Genomic DNA, 14772 nt, shown 5'->3' with positions numbered 1-14772 from the left:
CTGGGCGGGCCGGGGCGCAGTGCCCCGGCCGGTTGCTGGTGTACGCAATAGACCGGGTCATTTGCTTTCCGCCTGTTTCAGCTCCAGCACTTCTTTAGGCGTGACCATGTCGCCCTTGTTGTTGCCCCAGGCGTTACGTTCGTAGGTCACGACCGCTGCGATATCGACTTCCGACAGCTGCTTGCCGAACGCCGCCATGGCGGTGCCAGGCTTGCCGTGGAAGACAATGCCCAAGTGATCCTTGATCGGTCCGGTGGCGATTTTCGAGCCCTTGAGCGCCGGGAACATCGGCGGCAGGCCCTGGCCTTCGGCCTGGTGACAGGCCACGCAAGTGGTGTGATAGACCTTGTCGCCGCGCTCCTTGAGCTCGTCGAGGGTCCATTCCTTGCTGGTCAGTTCTTTGAGTTGCGCAGCTTCGGCCTTGCGCTCGCCCAGCCATTTTTCGTAATCGGCCTTTTCCTTGACCTCGACCACGATCGGCATGAAGCCGTGGTCCTTGCCGCACAACTCGGCGCACTGGCCACGATAGAGACCGGGCTTGTCTACGCGGGTCCAGGCTTCGTTGACGAACCCCGGGATCGCATCGCGCTTGACCGCGAAGGCCGGCACCCACCAGGAGTGGATGACGTCGGCGGAGGTCACCAGGAAGCGCACCTTGGCGCCGATCGGCAGCACCAGCGGCTTGTCGACCTCGAGCAAGTAGTGCTCGCCCTTGGCTTCCTTGTTGTGGATCTGGTCGGCGGGAGTGGCCAGGTTGCTGAAGAACTCGACGTCCTGGCCCAGGTATTTGTAGTGCCACTTCCACTGATAGCCGGTGACCTGGATATCGATATCCGGCTCACTGGCGTCGTACATCTTGATCAGGGTCGCCGTCGCCGGTACCGCCATGGCCACCAAAATGATGAAGGGCACGATGGTCCAGAGGATTTCGACGGTAGTGCTTTCATGAAACTTGGCGGCCACCTGCCCGGTCGAGCGGCGGTGGAGGATCATCGACCAGAACATGGCGCCGAAGACGATGATGCCGATCACTACACAGATCCAGAAAATGGTCATGTGCAGGTCAAATACTGCGTGACTGATTTCAGTCGCTCCCGGCGCCATATTCACAGTCCAGGCCGCTTGTGCCTGACTGAAAATCGACCACAACAGGAGGCCCATCCAGACGTGTGGATGTCGCATCATTGCGGGTTCCCCTTATCGTTCTTGTTATCCCGCCGGCTTTCACCTGCGGCAAGGGAGCGGCTTTTTCAGACTACGAACTTGAATCGCCGGGTCTTGCTGCGTGTGCAGTCGGACGTCATCAGCTAACTCCATTCCAACCCGAGTATAGACAGCGACTGCTACCTCGCAATGTGAGGGCGTAAATCATCTGAAACAGCTGGGACTTGCGTTCTAGGTCACGAATGGAGAAGGATGCAGATGAGTGGTGGCACATCGATATAACTTTGACGTCTCAAGGATGAAATATTTATGACAAATGCGTCTTAGCAGATTTTGGATGCCAGCTAAGTTATGTCTTCCCTATTTCATTGCCTTTGTTTCCTGGAGTTTTCATGAACACCGCCGCATTGCGCGAGCAGATCCAAAAAGCCCAACAACATGAAGCCGAGACCGGCCTGCTGACACGTCAGCTGGAAAGCAAACTGCCTCATCTACACCCATCGATCCAACTGCCGGAGGCGGATGCCAATGGCGTGCTGACGCGTTTTGTCGCCGCCTATATCGATGAAGTTCCTGATCTGCTGGATGCAGCCAATGAAGTCGCCAGGGAAGCGGGTATCGAGTCACAGATCAAACCGGTGCTGAAAATTGCCGAGCAATACTTCCTTCAGCCGCCAGAAATCATGGCAGGGCACGTCGGACTGGACAGCCTGCTGGACGAAGCCTATCTGGCTCATCGGTTTGTCGAAGAGGTCAACGACCTGTACATCAAGCATTTTGGCCAGCCACTGATCCCCTTGGACATGACTGTCGCCAACCTGATCGCTCACCAACTGATCGGTGAGGAATTTGCCAACCAACTGGACGAAGTGGTGCACCACGCGGTGGATAACATGCTCGACGATGAAAGCTTTGCGCTGGAGTCGGTCGAAGCCTACCGCGCGAAGCTCAGCAGCCCGGATACCGGCGCTGCGTGGAAACGCTGGCCATGCATGTCGCGCCGGCTGGGCGTAGGTCTCGAACTGGACCAACCTGCCGCATAACCCTCTTCTGTAGGAGCCAGCTTGCTGGCGATGAACGAAAACGCGGTTTATCTGACAGACCACGTTATCGTTCATCGCCAGCAAGCTGGCTCCTACAAGGTTATGCGGTGGAGCCTACTCCGGTGGTGGTCCGCAACCGCCCTTCCAGCCTGCGCTTCAACCCCCGCGCCTCAATCAGCAGCGTCGAACCCTTGGCCGCATTGGCCCGCCCCCATTCCTCAAGCAATTCCAGGCACGAATGATCGATGTAGCTCAGGTTATTGAGCGGCACGTGCACCGTCGCGCCGGCGGGGATGGTCCCCAGCACCTGAGTCAGTGCCGGCACCTTGAGAAAGGTCGCCGCCCCGATCAGTCGCAATTCCATTTCGCCGTCCTTGGGCAGATCGATCAGGCTGATTTTCAACCGTGAGGCCTTCGACGCCAGTTTCGCCAGCGTCAGACCGAAGCCGATCAGCACGCCCGTCAACAGATCGGTAAAGATGATCGCCAGCGCTGTCGCCGCGTAAGTGAACATCGGCATCCGGCCGTATCGGCCCAGGCTGCGAAAGGCTTTCAGGTCCACCAATTTGAAACCGGTGTAAACCAACACACCCGCCAGGCTCGCCACGGGAATGCTTTGCAGCACGCTCGACAGCAGCAACACGAACGCCAGCAACCACAGGCCATGGAATATCGTCGACATTCGTGTGGTGGCGCCGGCCTGCACGTTGGCCGAACTGCGCACGATCACGCCGGTCATCGGCAGCGCACCGAGCAGGCCGCAGAGCATGTTGCCGACACCCTGAGCCGACAACTCCCGGTCAAAGTCCGAGCGTTGACCGCTGTGCATACGGTCTACCGCTGCGGCCGAGAGCAGGGTTTCGGCGCTGGCGATGAAGGCCACGGCGAAAGCGGCGATCAGCAAGGTCGGGTCGGCCAGGTTGAGCAAGTCTTCGGGTTTCAGCCAGTCGATGGCTTCCGCCAGATTGGCCGGGGCTTCCACGCGTTTGACCTGCAAGGCGAGCATCAGGCTGGCGACCGTCGCCAGACCTACGCCCAGTAGCGCTCCCGGAATGAAGCGCAGGGAATGTGGGCGGAGTTTTTCCCACAGCCACATCACCGCTATCGTTGCGAGCCCGAGCAAACCGGCTTGCCATCCAAAAGAAGGCAGGGCTTGAGCCACGGCAGCGGGGAAGGCGGCCAGGTTATCCAGCCCGGAAGGTTTCGGCACCGAGTCGAGCATCACATGCACCTGCGACAACACGATCAACACGCCAATCCCGGCCAGCATGCCGTAGACCACCGCCGGCGCCGTCACTCGAAACCAGCAGCCCAGCTTCAAGCGCCCGGCCACCAGTTGCAGGAAACCCGCCAGTAGCAGGATCGGCCCAAGCATGGCGATGCCGTGCTGGCGCACCAGTTCGAATACCAGAACGGCCAACCCGGCCGCCGGGCCACTGACTTGTAGTGGCGAGCCGGCAAGCCAGCCCACCACCAGACCACCGACGATCCCGGTGATAAGGCCTTTGGCGGGTGGCAGGCCCGAGGCGATGGCGATGCCCATGCACAAGGGCAGGGCGACCAGAAACACGACCACTGAAGCGAGCAGCTCCCGTGGCAGAACAGCTTTGAGTTGCGCTGCACGCATGGTGATTCTCCCGAAGTTTTCTTCAGGCATGGCAAGGCCGGACCGCTGAAACAGCGGCCGGGGTCAAACCACACAGATTTTTAGGAAGATTTAGAAGCGCGCTTTGGGCGTCGCCACGGGTATCGGATGGCTGCCATCGAGCGGCAGGAAACGACCCTGATCGGCGTCATAAGCTTTGATGGCGCTGGTCTCGATGTCGTAGACCCAGCCATGGATGAACAGATGACCGTTCGCCATGCGCGAGGCTACCGAGGGGTGGGTACGCAAGTGTTGCAATTGGGCGATGACATTCTCTTCGGTGAGGATGTGCATGGTCTCGTTTTCGTCGGTGCAGTTGCAGTTGTCGTGCACCATGGTTTTCGCGACTTCCGCATGCCGCAGCCAGGCTTTGACTGTGGGCATCTTTTCCAGGCTGTCGGGATTGAGCACCGCACGCATCGCGCCACAATCGGAGTGGCCGCAGATGATGATGTGTTGCACGCCCAGCGCCAGCACCGCGTACTCGATGGCCGTGGATACGCCACCGTTCATCTGACCGTAAGGCGGTACGACGTTGCCGACGTTACGGGTCACGAACAGATCGCCCGGCGAACTATGAGTGATCAGTTCAGGCACGATGCGCGAGTCGGCGCAGGTAATGAACATCGCCCTTGGCTGTTGAGCCGTGGCGAGTTTTTTGAAGAGCTCTTCCTGCTGCGGAAAGATCTCATGATGAAAATGCAAAAAGCCGTCAACAATATGCTTCAACGCTGCATCGGCGGTTTCTGCCTCGGTTTGGGCTGAAGCCGACGCAGCCAACGGCTGTTTATCCTTGTCACTCATGAATTCATCCTCATTGGCGGAGTCAGGGAATTTTCCCGTTTTGTCCGGTGTGAAGCCAGTGGCTGTATAAAAAACATCCAGGCCGGAAATCTCGACCCGTCAGTCACTCGATGAACAAGGTAGCGGCCGAATCTTAACTGAAACTGAATGAACCGCTCTATAACGTGTGTTCCAGATCACAAAAAACGTGACCAGCCTAAATGCGTCGCACGTTTTCCATTACTCACCATAGGCCAATTGTCCTTAAATCAGCGACATCTGGCGACCCGGCGGACAGAAGGCTTCGCAATCCAGATTGAAACCTTCTCGCTGATTGAGCCCCAGGCGTTTGATGGTTTTGGCAAAGCGTTGCGCCAGCAGGTCGGCAAATGGACCTTCGCCCCGCATCCGGCTACCAAATCGACTGTCGTAGAGCTCGCCACCGCGGCTCTGGCGGATCAGGCTCAACACATGGGCCGCCCGCTGAGGATAGTGGGCCGCCAGCCATTCTTCGAACAACGGCGCCACTTCCAGTGGCAGGCGCAGCATCATGTAGGCCGCACTTTGCGCGCCGGCCGCCTGTGCCTCGGTCAACAGGCTTTCGAGCTCGCTGTCGTTGATCATCGGAATCATCGGCGAACACAACACCCCCACCGGAATCCCGGCTTCACGCATCACCCGGATCGCCCGGAGACGGGCCTTGGGCGCTGCGGCACGCGGTTCGAGGATGCGTTTGAGTTCATCGTCCAGCGTGGTGAGGCTGATCATCACCGCCACCAGCCTTTGCTCGGCAAGTTCGGCCAGCAGGTCCAGGTCGCGAAGAATCAGCGAGCCCTTGGTGATGATGGTCACCGGGTGACGGTAACGCAGCAGCACCTCCAGGGTTTTGCGGGTGATTTTGTGTTCGCGTTCGATCGGCTGATAAGGATCCGTGTTGGAGCCCAGGTTGATCGGCGCGCATTGATAGCCGCGTTTGGACAGCTGTTCTTCCAGCACATCGGCGGCGTTGGTCTTGGCGATCAATCGGGTTTCGAAATCCAGCCCCGGCGACATGTCCCAATAGGCGTGGCTGGGCCGTGCGTAGCAATAAATGCAGCCATGCTCGCAACCGCGATAGGGATTGATCGAGCGATCGAAGGGCAAGTCTGGCGAGTTGTTGCGGGTGATGATGGTTTTAGCGGTCTCGATGCGCACCTCGGTGCCCTGGGTCATCGGCGCCTCCTGATACCAGCCATCGTCCTCCGCCACCGAGCGGTTTGGCGCGAAGCGGTTGTGCGGGTTGGTGGCGGTGCCGCGACCGCGGGGTGGCAAGGGAGTGCTCATCGGACGATACTCGTAGCTGTATGTGCATACAGTATCGAAGGTTGAGCGAACCGGCCAGTGCCGTTTGGCGCTCTGGCAAAGCAGGATGACCATTTGTTATGGAATTGATTGATAAGTACAACTTGGTGCAACGCCGGGAAACAAATATCGAATAGCCCCGATGCTAACTTGATAAGTAGTATTCGCTTCGCACGAAGTTTCGTGTATTTACTTATTAAATGGAATTAATAAATGTCGTTATTTAATCAGCGCGGTATCTTTTTACAATTGCTGGCGCCAAGTATTGTCAACCCGCGAGAAGCTCAGGTATCGATGCAACTGGCTCGCAAGGAGCTGGGGTGGGACGCCGTGAATGAGCTGTCGACCGAGTCCCTGGTGGACTCCGCCTACGTGACGGCGGTCTCCAGTGATGGTGGCCGGTCCTTCACTATCAAAGCAGTCAATAGCGATGTGGACGGTGACGGCGATATCGACAGTGATGATAAGGAGAAACTGTTGGCCTTGGCGAAAGCGTATTCCAGTATCGTCAACCCTTAAGCCTGTTTATTAACTAAGCCTGTGTGAGATTCATACAGGCTTAGTTGCAATGGGGCATGAAACTACCGTCGTCCATGGTTGATCAATCGTATATAAATGGATGATTCACGATTCTTTGACAGACGGCTCACAGGTCTTTGACTGATCAGGGCTCAATCTGGCGTCGTCATCCCGCCTTTTTGCATACGGTCGCCGAGCATGTCCCTACGTCTTATCCCTGCGATGTGCCTGTCGCTGGTCGCATTCCTCAATCTGACGCTCGCCCACGCTGACGATGCGGTCGCACCCCGTCCTGCGGAGTGGGCTCAATCGGTCGAGGTGCAGTACAACCTCTTCCAGATGTCTCCAACGCTCTACCGCAGTGCATTGCCTGACCGCGGAGCCGTCCCGTTGCTGGAAAAACTCAAGGTCGCCACCGTGATCAACTTCCTGCCCGAGTCGGATTCAAGCTGGCTGGCCACGCCCGGTATAGACCAGGTGCAGTTGCCCTATCGCACCAACCACGTGGATGACGCGGATGTGCTCAAGGCCCTTCGCACCATTCAAGCCGCCGAAGCCAAGGGCCCGGTGTTGATGCACTGCAAGCATGGTTCGGACCGGACCGGCCTGATGGCCGCCATGTACCGGGTAGTGGTGCAGGGTTGGAGCAAGGAAGACGCCCTGAACGAGATGACTCAAGGTGGCTTTGGCGACAGCACCCATTTCAAGGACGGTATTCGTTACATGATGCAGGCGGATGCCGAGAAGCTGCGCACGGCCCTGGCCAACGGGGAATGCAGTACAAGCCCGTTCGCGGCCTGCTCGATGAAAAGCTGGTTCAAATCGGCCCACGTTGAGTAACAGCACCTCCCACAGCATTGCACTGCGGGAGGTCATTGCTGCACTCAGTGTTCGTCAGGCTTTTTCTTCAGCTTCGGGTTTGGGAAAAACTGCACGGCCTGAACCTTGGCGTCCGGCGCCTTCAGCGCCGATGTGTTGACCCGTGTGCCCAATTCCTTGGGCACGGACAGGCCTTGTTCATTCAACGTGTCGGAATAACCGCAGCCCACGCACTCACGATGCGGGACATCGTCCTCGCTCCACATCATCAATTTGTCCGGCTCGCTGCAGGCCGGGCAGACCGCCCCGGCGATAAAGCGTTTTTTCGTTTTCACAGGTCCCTCGCTCATGCTGCTGCGTCCTCACTCAGGCCGCTGTGGCGCAAGAGTGCGTCAATCGACGGGGCACGGCCACGGAAGTCGACGAACAGCACCATCGGCTCCTGCGAACCACCGCGCGCGAGGATCGCTTCGCGGAAGGCGCGGCCGGTTTCGGCGTTGAGCACGCCGTCCTCTTCGAATTTCGAGAAGGCGTCTGCCGAGAGTACTTCAGCCCATTTGTAGCTGTAGTAACCCGCCGCATAACCGCCAGCGAAGATGTGCGCAAAGCTGTTCGGGAAGCGGTTGTAAGCCGGCGGACGCATGACCGAGACCTCGTCGCGTATGCCTTCGAGCACTTGCAGCACGCTGCGGCCATCGCCGTGTGTGGCGTGCAGTTCGAAGTCGAACAGCGAAAATTCGAGCTGACGCACCATCATCAGGCCGGACTGGAAGTTTTTCGCGGCGAGCATCTTGCCCAGCAGGTCCTGCGGCAGCGGCTCACCGGTTTCGTAGTGACCGGAGATCAGCGCCAGGCCTTCCGGCTCCCAGCACCAGTTTTCCATGAACTGGCTTGGCAACTCGACCGCGTCCCACGCTACGCCGTTGATGCCGGATACGCCGGCGTGTTCGACGCGGGTCAGCAGGTGATGCAGGCCGTGGCCGAATTCGTGGAACAGGGTGGTCACTTCGTCGTGGGTCAGCAGCGCCGGTTTGCCGCTGTCGGCCGGGGTGAAGTTGCACACCAGGTTGGCCACCGGGCTTTGCAACACGCCCTCAGCCGTGCGACGACGGTCGCGGGCGCCGTCCATCCATGCGCCGCCGCGCTTGTTGGCGCGGGCGTAGAGGTCAAAGAAGAAGCGGCCGACGTGCTGGCCGTTTTCCTTGATCTCGAACAGGCGAACGTCAGGGTGCCAGGTGTCGAAGCCTTTCTGTTCGGCGATCTCGATGCCGTACAAACGTTGAACGATGGCGAACAAACCGCCCAGCACTTTGTCGATCGGGAAGTAAGCGCGCAGGGCTTCCTGGGCAACGCTGTAACGTTGTTCGCGGAGTTTTTCACCGTAGAAACCGCTGTCCCAGCTTTGCAGGTCCGGGCAGCCTTGTTCGGCGGCGTAAGCCTTGAGCTGGTCCAGATCCTGAGCGGCGAACGGCTTGCTGCGCTTGGCCAGATCGCGCAGGAAGCTGAGCACCTGATCGCTGGATTCGGCCATCTTGGTGGCCAGGCTCAGCTCCGAGAAACTGGCGAAACCCAGCAGCTTTGCCAGCTCCTGACGCAGGTCGAGGATTTCTTCCATCACCGGCCCGTTATCGTTCTGACCGGCATTCGGGCCTTGGTCCGACGCACGGGTGCAGTAGGCGGCGTAGACTTCTTCGCGCAGGGCACGGTCCTGGGCGTAGGTCATCACCGCGTAGTAGTTCGGGAATTCCAGGGTGATCAGGAAGCCTTCCAGATCTTTGGCCTGCGCTGCCGCAGCCATTTGTGCCTTGGCCGAATCGGTCAGGCCGGCGAGGGCGGCTTCGTCGGTAACGTGCTTGGTCCAGGCTTGAGTCGCGTCGAGCAGTTGGTTGGAGAAGCGGCTGCCCAGTTCGGAGAGCTTGCTTTGTACTTCGGCGTAACGTTTCTGCTCGGCTTCTGGCAGGTCGATACCCGACAGGCGGAAGTCACGCAGGGAGTGTTCCAGGATAGTTTTCTGCGCGACGTCGAAACCGGCGGCTTCCGGGCTGTTGGCCAAGGCTTCGAAGGCCTCGAACAGTTCGCGGTTCTGGCCCAGCTCGGTGGAGTAGGCGCTGAGCGCTGGCAGGCAGGATTCGTAGGCTTCGCGCAACTCGGGGCTGTTGCACACGGCGTTCAGGTGACTGACCGGGCTCCAGGCTGCGCCGAGACGATCGTTGAGCTCGTCCATCGCCAGCACCAGGCCGGCCCAGGTCGGTTGTTTGCCCTGGGTTTTGAGGATCTCGATAATCGCGGCGCGGTTGTCAGCCAGGATCTGTTCAATGGCCGGTTGCACGTGTTCGGCCCGGATCGCCGAGAACGGCGGCAGGTCGTAGGACTGCAAAAGAGGGTTGTTCACGCTCACGTTTGGCACCTTGGCTGGAAGAAACATGCGGCCATCTTAATTACAATCGACGCTCACCGCAGCTATCGGCAACAGAGAGAAACCCTATCGTGACCCTTCGCAAGTATCAGAACCACACGCCGCTGCTGGGCAAAGGCGCTTTTGTCGACAGTTCGGCGGTGGTGATCGGCGACGTCGAAATCGGCGATGACAGCTCCGTTTGGCCGCTGACGGTGATCCGCGGCGACATGCACCGCATCCGCATCGGTGCGCGCACCAGTGTGCAGGACGGCTGTGTACTGCACATCACCCACGCCGGGCCGTTCAACCCCGATGGCTTTCCGTTGCTGATCGGCGACGACGTGACCATCGCGCACAAAGTCATGCTTCATGGGTGCAGCGTGGGTAGCCGGGTGTTGATCGGCATGGGCAGCATCGTCATGGACGGTGCGGTGGTCGCGGATGATGTGATCATCGGCGCCGGTAGCCTGGTGCCACCGGGCAAGCGCCTGGACAGTGGTTTTCTCTATGTGGGGAGTCCGGTGAAACAGGTCCGCCCGCTGACGGACAAGGAAAAAGCCTTTTTCACCTACAGCGCGGCGAATTACGTGAAGCTCAAGGACCTGCATCTGGCCGAAGGCTACGATCAGCTCTGACCCCGCGCCCTTATTCAGGATTCAACATGCATTACCAAACCGTTTTGTTCGACCTCGATGGCACCCTGACCGACCCGCGCGAGGGCATCACCCGTTCGATCCAGTTCGCCCTGAGCAAACTCGGTATCGAAGAACCCGACCTGACCAAGCTTGAACACTTCATCGGCCCGCCGTTGTTGCAGGCGTTCATGCAGTTCTACGACTTCGACGAGCCCAAGGCGTGGGAGGCGGTGAATTTCTATCGCGAGCGCTTCAAGGTCACCGGCCTTTACGAAAACCGCGTATTCGATGGCGTCACGCCGCTGCTCGAAACCCTCGGCGGGCAAGGGCGTCAGCTGTACATCGCGACCTCCAAGCCGTGGATCTTCGCCCGGGAAATCGCCCGGCACTTCGACTTTGGCAAACACTTCAAGGTGATTTACGGCAGCGAGCTGGATGGCACGCGGACCAACAAAGTCGAGTTGATCGCCCACCTGATGGCGGAAGAAGGCCTGGACCGGGCCAACACCTTGATGATCGGCGACCGCAAACACGACCTGATCGGCGCGCGCAGCAATGGGCTGGATGCGGCGGCGGTGGGTTACGGGTTTGGCAGTCGCGAAGAGCTGAGCGCAGAAGCGCCGACCTATCATTTTGAAACGCTGGATGAGATGCATCGGGCGTTTTTGCAGCGCTAGCAAGTACGCCTTCGCGGGCAAGCCTCGCTCCTACAGGTTCAGCGTCGTTCGCCCATATCGTGAACGACGCTGAACCTGTAGGAGCGAGGCTTGCCCGCGAAGGCGTCCTCCGATACACATCCTGATCAACTGTTCTTACTCAAAATCCTGCTTGTCGTTCTAGCCTGAAGAGGCATGCCACGATCAAGGAGGATCATCATTGCCGGAGTTAAAACACGCTCACCGATTGCGCACAGGACGATATTCGGAGTCCGGGCAGATTTACCTACTGACAGCGGTGCTTTTGAATCGAGAACCGTTGTTCCGCGACTTCTACAATGGGCGTTTGGTGGTTGATGCTTTTCGAACGGTAGAGCGAGAAGAGTTTGCGACGTCGCTAGCTTGGGTCGTCATGCCTGATCATTTCCATTGGTTGATCGAGCTACAAAATACTCAGCTGCCCAAGTTGATGGCTCGGACCAAATCACGCATTGCAGTGACGCTTAATCGTTCAGTTGGCCGCCAAGGTCCGGTTTGGCAACACGGTTATCATGATCGCGCCATTCGAAAGGAAGAGGACTTGCAGGCGGTTGCTCGCTACATCGTCGCTAACCCGTTGCGTGCGGGTTTGGTTGAGAAGGTAGGGAATTATCCACTGTGGGATGCAATCTGGTTGTGACCTTTAAGGGCCTCTTCGCGGGCAAGCCTCGCTCCTACAAGGGCTGATGAACATCCGTAGGAGCGAGGCTTGCCCGCGAAGGGGGCCGTTCAATCACCGGAAGTGTTCGATTCCGCCAACGCCTTCAATGCCGCCTTGCGCTCAGTAACCTCCAAAGCACCAAGCTTCTCCACCGCCGCATAAAACTTCACCCAATCCCCACCCGCTTGCCGGAACAACGCCGCAAACGCCGGCACCCACTGATCGTACAAACCGAACGGCAACAACCGCGCATTGTTCATCGGCGCGTTGATCCACGCGTCATAGCGTTTATCTCCAGCCCACTGGTTGTCGCGTATCTGCCGGTATTCGGCGCGTAATTGCTCGAATTCTGCTGCTTTGCGTTGCCTCACCTGCTCGGTTGGCAGCGGCAGGGCGTAGAGTTTTTCCAGTCGCGAGCGCGTATCCAGAACCAACTGAATGAACTGATCCCGTCGCTGCGCCTGGGCGCCGTTGTCCGGCGCCAAACCGCGATGGGCACGCCACTGCCGAGTGCCTTCCTGTTCAACGAACGTGGCGAAAGACTCGTTGAACTCCGTGTCGTCCTTCACATAAAGGCGCTGATGCGCCAGTTCATGGAAGATCAACGTTGCCAACCGTTCATCGCCCCAACCCATCATCGAACTGATAATCGGATCGTTGAACCAGCCGAGCGTCGAATAGGCCTCGACGCCGCCGATCGACACGTCCATACCTTGCAGTCGCAGCAACGCCGCCTCACCACGGGCCGCGCTCTGGTTGTAATAGCCGCGGTAGGCGACGCAACCGGCGACGGGAAAGCAGTGGTTTTGCGGCGTCAGGGAAAATTCCGGCGTGGCGAACACGTTCCAGACTACGAACGGTCGGCCAATGTCGGCGTACAAACGGTAGCTCTGGTTATCCGGCAGATGCAGCTGCTGGCTGGCAAACGCCCGGGCCTTTTGCGACTGGGCCAGATGCGCACGCAGCTTTTGATCGCGGGAGGGGTCGGCAATCACGTCGGAAACCGGCTCCCGAGCCCGCAGCAATTGCAGCTGACCACTGGCCAATTGGCCGTAATAGCTGACGCTGGCGCAACCGTTGAGCAACAAAAACAACACACCCGGAAACAAAACACGCAAAACGCGATCAAGTAACCCAAGGCTTGGAAGCGGCCTGATCAAAATAAAATCATCCCTGGAGAGTCTTCCCGCAAGACTATCCCGCCTGACTGGAGCTCCGCTATGCGCAAGATGATGCTGACGGGAGGCCTGTTGTTGCTGACAGGCTGTGCAGGATTCGGATTACCTCACCATGATCCGTCTCAAGCGTGGATCGATCTCGATACACCGCAGGAAGACACCGCACTGCAAGCGCTGGAAGTCGATGACAAGGCCTCCACCGACAAGCGCTATTTCGAGGTCCAGCCCGGCAGTCATGAATTGACGGTGCGTTATCTGTTCCCGGTCGATCCGAGCAACATCGGGCCGGACGCCGAGCCGCTATGGCGCGATTGCCAACTGAATGTGAAATTCAACAATTTCAACGCGGGTGAGAAATATCAGCTGCAAGCAGGGAATATCGGTTTTCGGCCGTGGGCCAAGCTCTATGACCAACAGCGAAAAGTGATAGGCCAAGGCACACCGGCAGGCTGTCAACGGACCTGATCGGCGTTATGCTGAATGACCAAACATCGGGACATTCGTCATGCGCAGGTTATTGCTATTGCTCGCGGCAAGCGCCTTTGCCGGTTGCCAGAGCCCGTTACCAGCGGTCAATCCTCAGATGGCCTGGGTCGAGTTTTCTACGCCATTCCCGAACGATAAGTTGCTGATGGCGGAACGACTGGACAAGCAGCGACTGCGCGACGGGCGTTTCTTCCAGGTGACGCCCGGCAGCCATGAGCTGGTCGTTCGATTCGACTTTGAAGTGCCCGGTGGCGGGGGCTTTGGTGTGATGAGCGGTCCCACGGAACGGTTGTGCTACCTGACCATCAACTACGATCATTTCGAAGCAGGCCAGCGTTATGTGCTGGAAGGCCGTTCGATAGCGTTCACTCCCGGCGCTCGTTTGTACAACTCCAAGCGGGAAATCGTCGCTGAAGACCGAGAGTCCTATTGCCTCATGTGAGGCGGATCAACTGTCGTTCTTCTGGTAAATGATGGCTTTGGTGCCGTTGTCGCAAGTGCCGACGACCATCGCGGCGTCATGCTGGGCGGCCTCTTCCTTCGACACGATTTCCAGCGTGTAGGAGGGCACGGCATTCGCCTGAATCTTCACTTCGATCTCATTCTTGAGTTCTTCGCAATCCTTGGGCGCAGCGAGTGCCGAAGTGGCCAGCACACTGCAGATAATCGCCAGGGCAAAACGTTTCATGGTTGAAGCTCCTTTGAAGCAGCACGCAGGTTGATGCGTTTTCACTACTGTCATTTATTCGACCACAGGGACGCCAGCCGGGTTTTGTTTCAGCGCAAAAAAATCGCAGCCTGTCGAAGGCTGCGATTTTTTTTGCCCGATAAGACGGGTCTAGAGCAGCGTCGCATCCAGGCTGATTTTCGCATTCAGCACTTTGGACACCGGGCAGCCTTCTTTGGCTTTATTGCTCAATTCCTCGAACTGCGCCTGGGTCGCCCCAGGGATTTTCGCCTTCAGGATCAACTTCACCGCAGTGATCGAAAACCCTCCGTCGACCTGGTCCAGCGTGACCTCGGCATTCGTATCGATGCTGTCAGCCTTGAGACCGGCGTCGCCGAGAATCATCGAAAAAGCCATGGAGAAACAACCGGCGTGGGCCGCGCCGATCAGCTCTTCCGGATTGGTGCCTTTACCGCCTTCGAAACGTGCCTTGAAGCCGTAGGGCGCTTCTCTGAGAACACCGGTTTCGGTGGAAATCGAGCCGATGCCGGTTTTCAGGTCACCTTCCCAATGCGCCGATGCTTTCTTGGTAATAGCCATGTCTGCCTCCTCAAGATCCGGCGCGAAGCATCGCGCCTTCGTGGTTTTCGGTTGCCAGGGTTCTGAGGATAGACGGCGGTGCAAAGTTCACCTGAATTCATTAGTCCTACCGTTTTCGTAGGTTTTTTTGTCTCGACT

At 58.4% G+C, this 14772-nt stretch carries 17 protein-coding genes; 8 read left to right on the top strand and 9 right to left on the bottom strand.

Annotated features, from left to right (window positions below; translation table 11 throughout):
* Window positions 1-57 precede the first annotated feature (57 nt).
* Window positions 58-1185, bottom strand: coding sequence for a cytochrome c oxidase subunit II (gene coxB, locus KGB24_RS24630; protein ID WP_008027701.1), 1128 nt, complete (start codon window positions 1183-1185; stop codon window positions 58-60).
* A gap of 371 nt (window positions 1186-1556) precedes the next feature.
* On the opposite strand from coxB, the gene KGB24_RS24625 reads away from it, so the two are divergent.
* The gene (locus tag KGB24_RS24625) at window positions 1557-2207 is read left to right on the top strand and encodes a hypothetical protein (RefSeq protein ID WP_008027703.1); all 651 of its coding nucleotides are present in this window, start codon (window positions 1557-1559) and stop codon (window positions 2205-2207) included.
* A gap of 100 nt (window positions 2208-2307) precedes the next feature.
* Here KGB24_RS24625 and KGB24_RS24620 read toward each other — a convergent pair whose 3' ends face one another.
* The 3 genes from KGB24_RS24620 to KGB24_RS24610 all read right to left on the bottom strand — a co-directional run bounded on the left by KGB24_RS24620 (window position 2308) and on the right by KGB24_RS24610 (window position 5958).
* Complete coding sequence (locus KGB24_RS24620; RefSeq protein ID WP_223415773.1) at window positions 2308-3834, bottom strand: SulP family inorganic anion transporter; 1527 nt, start codon at window positions 3832-3834, stop codon at window positions 2308-2310.
* A gap of 90 nt (window positions 3835-3924) precedes the next feature.
* The gene (locus KGB24_RS24615) at window positions 3925-4656 is read right to left on the bottom strand and encodes a carbonic anhydrase (protein WP_008044681.1); all 732 of its coding nucleotides are present in this window, start codon (window positions 4654-4656) and stop codon (window positions 3925-3927) included.
* Between the two features lie 243 nt (window positions 4657-4899).
* The gene (locus KGB24_RS24610) at window positions 4900-5958 is read right to left on the bottom strand and encodes a PA0069 family radical SAM protein (protein ID WP_008027708.1); all 1059 of its coding nucleotides are present in this window, start codon (window positions 5956-5958) and stop codon (window positions 4900-4902) included.
* A 231-nt stretch (window positions 5959-6189) separates the two neighbouring features.
* On the opposite strand from KGB24_RS24610, the gene KGB24_RS24605 reads away from it, so the two are divergent.
* Window positions 6190-6495 (top strand): hypothetical protein, encoded by a 306-nt coding sequence (locus KGB24_RS24605; protein WP_223415772.1) that lies wholly within the window; start codon window positions 6190-6192, stop codon window positions 6493-6495.
* Between the two features lie 198 nt (window positions 6496-6693).
* Window positions 6694-7335, top strand: a complete 642-nt coding sequence (locus tag KGB24_RS24600; RefSeq protein WP_008027710.1) for a dual specificity protein phosphatase family protein — start codon at window positions 6694-6696, stop codon at window positions 7333-7335.
* Window positions 7336-7379: 44 nt separating this feature from the next.
* Here KGB24_RS24600 and KGB24_RS24595 read toward each other — a convergent pair whose 3' ends face one another.
* Together KGB24_RS24595 and prlC are read right to left on the bottom strand one after the other, a co-directional pair.
* Window positions 7380-7664 (bottom strand): YheV family putative zinc ribbon protein, encoded by a 285-nt coding sequence (locus KGB24_RS24595; protein WP_008027712.1) that lies wholly within the window; start codon window positions 7662-7664, stop codon window positions 7380-7382.
* Window positions 7661-9739 (bottom strand): oligopeptidase A, encoded by a 2079-nt coding sequence (gene prlC, locus KGB24_RS24590; protein WP_223415771.1) that lies wholly within the window; start codon window positions 9737-9739, stop codon window positions 7661-7663. Before prlC ends, KGB24_RS24595 begins: the two co-directional genes overlap by 4 nt.
* 62 nt (window positions 9740-9801) lie before the next feature.
* On the opposite strand from prlC, the gene KGB24_RS24585 reads away from it, so the two are divergent.
* The 3 genes from KGB24_RS24585 (at window position 9802) to KGB24_RS24575 (ending at window position 11682) form a co-directional block, all read left to right on the top strand.
* Entirely contained in the window at window positions 9802-10347 is a 546-nt protein-coding gene (locus KGB24_RS24585; RefSeq protein ID WP_223415770.1) for a gamma carbonic anhydrase family protein, read from the top strand.
* A gap of 26 nt (window positions 10348-10373) precedes the next feature.
* Window positions 10374-11024 carry an HAD family hydrolase gene (locus tag KGB24_RS24580; RefSeq protein ID WP_223474883.1) on the top strand — a complete coding sequence of 217 codons (651 nt, stop codon included), beginning with the start codon at window positions 10374-10376 and terminating at the stop codon, window positions 11022-11024.
* A gap of 199 nt (window positions 11025-11223) precedes the next feature.
* Window positions 11224-11682, top strand: coding sequence for an REP-associated tyrosine transposase (locus KGB24_RS24575; RefSeq protein WP_223415769.1), 459 nt, complete (start codon window positions 11224-11226; stop codon window positions 11680-11682).
* A gap of 89 nt (window positions 11683-11771) precedes the next feature.
* Here KGB24_RS24575 and KGB24_RS24570 read toward each other — a convergent pair whose 3' ends face one another.
* On the bottom strand, window positions 11772-12863 hold the full coding sequence (locus KGB24_RS24570; protein ID WP_223415768.1) for an aminopeptidase: 1092 nt from the start codon (window positions 12861-12863) through the stop codon (window positions 11772-11774).
* Window positions 12864-12923: 60 nt separating this feature from the next.
* Here KGB24_RS24570 and KGB24_RS24565 point away from each other — a divergent pair, with 60 nt between their 5' ends.
* Both KGB24_RS24565 and KGB24_RS24560 read left to right on the top strand, forming a co-directional pair.
* On the top strand, window positions 12924-13346 hold the full coding sequence (locus KGB24_RS24565; protein ID WP_008027723.1) for a hypothetical protein: 423 nt from the start codon (window positions 12924-12926) through the stop codon (window positions 13344-13346).
* 40 nt (window positions 13347-13386) lie between these two features.
* Window positions 13387-13809 (top strand): hypothetical protein, encoded by a 423-nt coding sequence (locus KGB24_RS24560; RefSeq protein ID WP_223415767.1) that lies wholly within the window; start codon window positions 13387-13389, stop codon window positions 13807-13809.
* 6 nt (window positions 13810-13815) lie between these two features.
* Here the strand turns inward: KGB24_RS24560 and KGB24_RS24555 are convergent, their stop codons facing one another.
* Both KGB24_RS24555 and KGB24_RS24550 read right to left on the bottom strand, forming a co-directional pair.
* A complete protein-coding gene (locus tag KGB24_RS24555) occupies window positions 13816-14055 on the bottom strand; it encodes a DUF1161 domain-containing protein (RefSeq protein ID WP_008044665.1) in 240 nt (79 codons plus the stop codon).
* A 150-nt stretch (window positions 14056-14205) separates the two neighbouring features.
* Window positions 14206-14634, bottom strand: a complete 429-nt coding sequence (locus tag KGB24_RS24550; protein WP_008027730.1) for an OsmC family protein — start codon at window positions 14632-14634, stop codon at window positions 14206-14208.
* Between the last annotated feature and the right edge of the window lie 138 nt (window positions 14635-14772).

The sequence above is a fragment of the Pseudomonas sp. BF-RE-25 genome (assembly GCF_019956105.1).
GTDB lineage: Bacteria > Pseudomonadota > Gammaproteobacteria > Pseudomonadales > Pseudomonadaceae > Aquipseudomonas > Aquipseudomonas migulae.
The sequence above is the reverse complement of the archived record's forward strand: the minus strand, read 5'-3'. Positions and strand labels throughout refer to the sequence as shown.

Excerpts from the sequence above, each read along its gene's own strand:
- coxB (WP_008027701.1), bottom strand. The coding sequence starts at position 1,185 with ATGATGCGACATCCACACGTCTGGATGGGCCTCCTGTTGTGGTCGATT.
- KGB24_RS24625 (WP_008027703.1), top strand. The coding sequence starts at position 1,557 with ATGAACACCGCCGCATTGCGCGAGCAGATCCAAAAAGCCCAACAACAT.
- KGB24_RS24620 (WP_223415773.1), bottom strand. The coding sequence starts at position 3,834 with ATGCGTGCAGCGCAACTCAAAGCTGTTCTGCCACGGGAGCTGCTCGCT.
- KGB24_RS24615 (WP_008044681.1), bottom strand. The coding sequence starts at position 4,656 with ATGAGTGACAAGGATAAACAGCCGTTGGCTGCGTCGGCTTCAGCCCAA.
- KGB24_RS24610 (WP_008027708.1), bottom strand. The coding sequence starts at position 5,958 with ATGAGCACTCCCTTGCCACCCCGCGGTCGCGGCACCGCCACCAACCCG.
- KGB24_RS24605 (WP_223415772.1), top strand. The coding sequence starts at position 6,190 with ATGTCGTTATTTAATCAGCGCGGTATCTTTTTACAATTGCTGGCGCCA.
- KGB24_RS24600 (WP_008027710.1), top strand. The coding sequence starts at position 6,694 with ATGTCCCTACGTCTTATCCCTGCGATGTGCCTGTCGCTGGTCGCATTC.
- KGB24_RS24595 (WP_008027712.1), bottom strand. The coding sequence starts at position 7,664 with ATGAGCGAGGGACCTGTGAAAACGAAAAAACGCTTTATCGCCGGGGCG.
- prlC (WP_223415771.1), bottom strand. The coding sequence starts at position 9,739 with ATGTTTCTTCCAGCCAAGGTGCCAAACGTGAGCGTGAACAACCCTCTT.
- KGB24_RS24580 (WP_223474883.1), top strand. The coding sequence starts at position 10,374 with ATGCATTACCAAACCGTTTTGTTCGACCTCGATGGCACCCTGACCGAC.
- KGB24_RS24565 (WP_008027723.1), top strand. The coding sequence starts at position 12,924 with ATGCGCAAGATGATGCTGACGGGAGGCCTGTTGTTGCTGACAGGCTGT.
- KGB24_RS24560 (WP_223415767.1), top strand. The coding sequence starts at position 13,387 with ATGCGCAGGTTATTGCTATTGCTCGCGGCAAGCGCCTTTGCCGGTTGC.
- KGB24_RS24555 (WP_008044665.1), bottom strand. The coding sequence starts at position 14,055 with ATGAAACGTTTTGCCCTGGCGATTATCTGCAGTGTGCTGGCCACTTCG.
- KGB24_RS24550 (WP_008027730.1), bottom strand. The coding sequence starts at position 14,634 with ATGGCTATTACCAAGAAAGCATCGGCGCATTGGGAAGGTGACCTGAAA.